The organism is Microbacterium sp. UBA3394 (genome assembly GCF_002358725.1).
Taxonomy (GTDB): Bacteria; Actinomycetota; Actinomycetes; order Actinomycetales; family Microbacteriaceae; genus Microbacterium; species Microbacterium luteum.
The window spans coordinates 1-4,469 of record NZ_DEPK01000125.1 but is presented as its reverse complement, the minus strand read 5'-3'; the positions used below and the strand labels follow the sequence as shown (position 1 = coordinate 4,469).

Annotated in this window: 3 protein-coding genes; 1 reads left to right on the top strand and 2 read right to left on the bottom strand. The window is 70.6% G+C overall.

Features of this window, described 5'->3' with window-relative positions; translation table 11 throughout:
• Nucleotides 1-1,140, bottom strand: a 1,140-nt coding sequence (locus tag B4E30_RS07690; RefSeq protein WP_286794483.1) for an acyl-CoA dehydrogenase family protein, incomplete at its 3' end; no start/stop codon positions are given.
• Nucleotides 1,137-2,909, bottom strand: coding sequence for a fatty acyl-AMP ligase (locus B4E30_RS07685; RefSeq protein ID WP_286794480.1), 1,773 nt, complete (start codon nt 2,907-2,909; stop codon nt 1,137-1,139). The genes B4E30_RS07685 and B4E30_RS07690, both read right to left, overlap by 4 nt.
• 134 nt (nt 2,910-3,043) lie before the next feature.
• On the opposite strand from B4E30_RS07685, the gene B4E30_RS07680 reads away from it, so the two are divergent.
• Nucleotides 3,044-4,309, top strand: coding sequence for a wax ester/triacylglycerol synthase domain-containing protein (locus B4E30_RS07680; RefSeq protein ID WP_286794478.1), 1,266 nt, complete (start codon nt 3,044-3,046; stop codon nt 4,307-4,309).
• Nucleotides 4,310-4,469: the final 160 nt, after the last annotated feature.

Genomic DNA, 4,469 nt, shown 5'->3' with positions numbered 1-4,469 from the left:
CAACTCGTTGATGACGACGTTGAGATTGACCACGGAGTTGCCGTCGAAGATGCTCACCACCTTCGCGTCGCGCGCCACCTTCTCCCACGCCGCGCTCGGTCCGTCCTCCAGCAGCGCGGAAACACCGAGAGCGGGCGAACCGTCGCGAATGACGCCGTCGACGAGGTCGGGAACGAGCACCTTCACGAACGCGCTCGTCAGCGCCATCTCGCCCGGCGCGACGTGGAACAGGCGTGCACCGGCGAAGGCCACCGCCTCCGCGAGCAGCAGATCGGCGGCACCGCGAGCGATGACCGCTGCGTCGACACCGGCGGCCGCGAGGTACGCAAGAGCCTGATCGCCCGCACCGAGCGACAGCGCCGCGCAGAGAGTGCGCGTGACCTGCAGGCTCTTCAGCACGATCTCGATGCCCTGACCGGGCGCACCGACCCGCCTATCCGCGGAGACGATGGTGCCGGCGAAGTCGATGCCGCTGATGTCGGCCCCGCGGATGCCGTGCAGCGGCCGCCGGGCACGGTACGCCAGCGTCGCCGGATCGACTTCGGTCTTGTCGACGAGCACGAGCGACAGCGCACGCGGGCCGGGTTTGTCCTCGGTGCGGGCGAGCACGGTGATCGCGCGGCCCCGCGTGGCGTTCCCGATCGGCCACTTGTGGCCGTCGAGGCGAATTCCTCCGCCTGTCGCGACGGCGCCCGTCTGCGACGCGGCGAGGTCGCTCCCCCGGTCCTTCTCGGTGAGCCCCCAGGACACAGCCTCACCCGCGCCGACGATCCGCGCCATGTGCGCCGCGCTGTCGTCGGCGGCCGCCCAGGCGCTGATCGCCCCGAGCACGGTCTTGCCGTGTCCGACGGCGACCGTCAGGTCGCGCGCGGCAACGGTGCGCATGAGAAGCAGGAGCTCGAAGACGTCGCGCAGCCCGCCGCCGAAGGCCTCGGGCACGTAGTGCCGCGGCAGCCCCCACGCGTCGAGCGCAGCGACGGCCTCGGCAGGGAACACCCGGTCGTGGTCACGCTCGAGCGTCAGCACGAGCGGCATCCGTCCCGCAGGGTCCGCGGGAGCTCCGAGATATGCATCCAGATCCGCCGCGCGACCGTAGGCTCCGGCAGCCGCCGTCGTCACCATCCCGACGGTCGTGCTCATGTCACCGGCACATCGAGCGCTCGTTCTCCGTCGACCGTGATCCCGTCCACAGCGGCGAGCGTCAGGTCACCGGCGAGCAGCTCCGCGCGTGCGCGACGCCGCTGGATCTTGCCGCTCGTCGTGCGCGGCAACGTGCCCTTGCGCAGCAGGGCGATGCCGACGCTCGGCAGTCCGAACTCGCTCATGACCGCCCGACGCACGTCGCGCACGAGGGCGTCGGCGTCTCCGGTCGCGAGCGTGCGCGGATCGACCTCCACCGCGACGCCGACCTCGGTCGGCTGGTGCTCGTCGAGCGCGAACGCGGCGCTCAGGCACGACGGGTCGGTGCCGACCACACCGGATGCGGTGGCTTCGACATCCTGCGGGAACACGTTCCGCCCGTGCGAGATGATGAGGTCTTTCAGCCGACCCGCGACGACGACCTCCCCCTCGATCATCGCGCCGAGATCGCCGGTGCGCAGGAACGGATCGTCGGTACCCGGCACGTGGAAGCCGTATACCTCGGCGGTCGCATCGGGGCGCCCCCAATAGCCCTGGGTCACGCTTGGTCCGCTGACCCAGATCTCCCCGATGCGACCGTCGGGAACCGGTGTGCAGGTGGCGGGGTCGACGATCGCGACGGTCGACCCGGGCACGGGCGGCCCGCACAGCACGAGGTCGACCGATCGGTCATCGACCGCCGGCAGCAGGTCACCGCGCTCGATGCCGCCGAGATCGGCCGACAGCGAGCGCACCTCCCGCCCGGAGGCGGCCGAGATGATGAGTGTCGTCTCGGCCATGCCGTAGGCGGGGATCATGGCCGCCGGGTCCAATCCTGCAGCGGCGAACCGGCTCGTGAACGCCTCGACCGTGGAGGTCTTGATGGGTTCGGCTCCGGTGACGATGTGCGTGAGAGACGACAGATCGAGTTCGGCGAGCTGCTCGTCGGTGACCACCTGCGCACACAGGCGGTAGGCGAAGTCGGGGGCGACGGTGAAGGTGCCGCGGTGCTTCGCGATGAGGCGCAGCCACATCAGCGGCCGACGCAGAAAGCGCGAGGGAGAGGTGAGGATGGAGTCGACCCCGGCGTAGATAGGCCGCAGCAGCAGGCCGATGAGCCCCATGTCGTGATAGTGCGGCAGCCACCCCACCCAGACCGCGTCGGGGCCGTCGTGCACGGTCGCCCCGATCGCCTCCTCGTTGGCGACGAGGTTGCCGTGCGTCACGACGACGCCCTTGGGCACACCGGTGGATCCGGATGTGTACTGCAGCAGAGCGATGCTGTCCGCGGTGATCTCCGGTGCCGTCCAGGCGTCGGCCAGCGAGAGGTCGGGCTCGCCGAGCTCCCGCACGAGCGCAGGCCCGAGGTCGGCCTCGTCGAACAGGGGCCGGGCGGCGGCGTCGGTCAGCACGAGGCGTGCCCCGGAGTCGGCGGTGATCGTCTCGATGCGTTCGATCACGCTCCGCGGGTTGCGCCCGACCGTGACGGGAACGGGCGCGATGGTCATGCCGGCGTACAGCGCGGCGTACACCGACTCCGCGAACCCGAGTCCGGGTTCGAAGCCGAGCACGGCGACGTCTCCGACACCGAACCCCAGACGCCTCAGCTCGACCGCCCGGGCACGCGCCCGCTCGTCGAGTTCGGCATAGCCCCGTCGCACCGAGGTTTTCTCATCGGTGTAGAAGCGGATGCCGCGGTCATCACCGGCACGCGCCGCGGTGGCCTGCATGGCCTCGAGATATGTTGCCGGAACGATCATTGCGACCCCCAGATTCGCGTGACTCGTCATTCAGCTGGGCGTCGTCGACCAATGACGGGATGCTAAGTGCCCGCCGTCACGCCCGGGAAGGGGTGTGCGCAGGTGTTCACACGATCGCAACAACCTGCTGTCACAGTGTGCGCATCCGCGGAGGGGGAACGCACATGCCACGACGACTCGCACGACGCCCGCACGCCGAGTTCATGCAGGTGTGGGAGGAGGGCTACGTCGGCACGACCGAGACCTTCGTCGCGATGCACATGCAGGGGGTTGCGGTGCTCGACGGCGGCACGCTGCGCCGCGAAGACGGGAGCCTCGACGAACGGGCGATCACCGCGTGGGTGGAGTCGGCGACGCGCGGGGTGCCGTATGCCCACCTGCGGCTGCAGCGCTCGTTCCTCGGCCTCACCCCGCCGGCGTGGGTGCCGGCCGACCTCCGCATCGACGATCACGTGCGCTTCGGCACCGAGACCGCGCTGACCGACGACAACCTCCGCACCCTCATCGGGTGGGAGGAGGGCCCGCTCGAGAGCGGCAAGCCGCTGTGGCGCCTGCAGATCACCCCGCTCACCGACGGACGGGTCGCGCTCGGCATCCTCATGCACCACGCCGGCGGCGACGCCCTGCGAACGCTGACGTTCCTGCGGGCGCTGACGACGTCGAAGGCGGATGCCGCCCCCGACCTCGGCGAGCCCCTCTTTCCCGATGAGCGCGCGGCTGGGGCGATCGAGCTGCCGCTCCTCGCCTGGGCGACCTGGTGGCGCGCCTCTGCCGACATGCGCGGTCGCGGGCGGGCGTATCTGCGCAAGCCGGTGGTGCGGCGCGCGCGGCGCGTGGCCGCACGCATCACCCGGCGCCTCAGGGATCGCCCGGCACGAGCGGTGACCACGCACTCGGGGCACCGCACGCTCGACGCGAGCAACGTGCAGGAGATGGCCACCCAGCTCGACGGAACGATGAACGACCTCGTCGTGGCCGCAGCGATCCACGCCGGCGCCGTGGAGGGTGGGCCGGTGCGAGTGCGCGTTCCGGTGCTGCGCAAGCCGACCGAGGGCAGCCGCAACCGTGTCGCCGATGCGGCGATCCACGGCGATCGCGCGGGCTCATCGGCTGATCTCGTCACCACGGTGAAGCGGCAGCTGGCCGATGCCCGCGCCGGCACGCCGAGACGGCCCGAGACGGCACGAGAGATCGGCTACGCCACGCTCGTGCCGTGGATTTCGCGCACCCGGTTCGTGCTGGGCGCGGCGGTCGATGAGGTGATCGTGCTCCCCGCGTCGCTGCCGCACGACGAGCTGTCGATGTTCGCGATCTTCTACGACGGTCGCCTCACCGTGACGGCGACGACCCAGCAGTCGACCCCGCTCCCTCCCCTCCTCGACACCCTCGCCACCTTCCTCACCACCCCACCCGCCTCCTCCGGTCGTTGAGCGAGCCGCAGGCGAGACGAAACGCACCCCACCCACGCCTCCCCCGGTCGTTGAGCGAGCCGCAGGCGAGACGAAACGCGCCGTCACCGGTTACCACCAGGTAAACAAATCCTGAACCGCTGGTGAACGGCTCTAGACTCCCCGGCAAACGATGATCGTT

Coding starts and splice junctions, on each gene's coding strand:
- B4E30_RS07680 (WP_286794478.1), top strand. CDS start 3,044: ATGCCACGACGACTCGCACGACGCCCGCACGCCGAGTTCATGCAGGTG.
- B4E30_RS07685 (WP_286794480.1), bottom strand. CDS start 2,909: ATGACGAGTCACGCGAATCTGGGGGTCGCAATGATCGTTCCGGCAACA.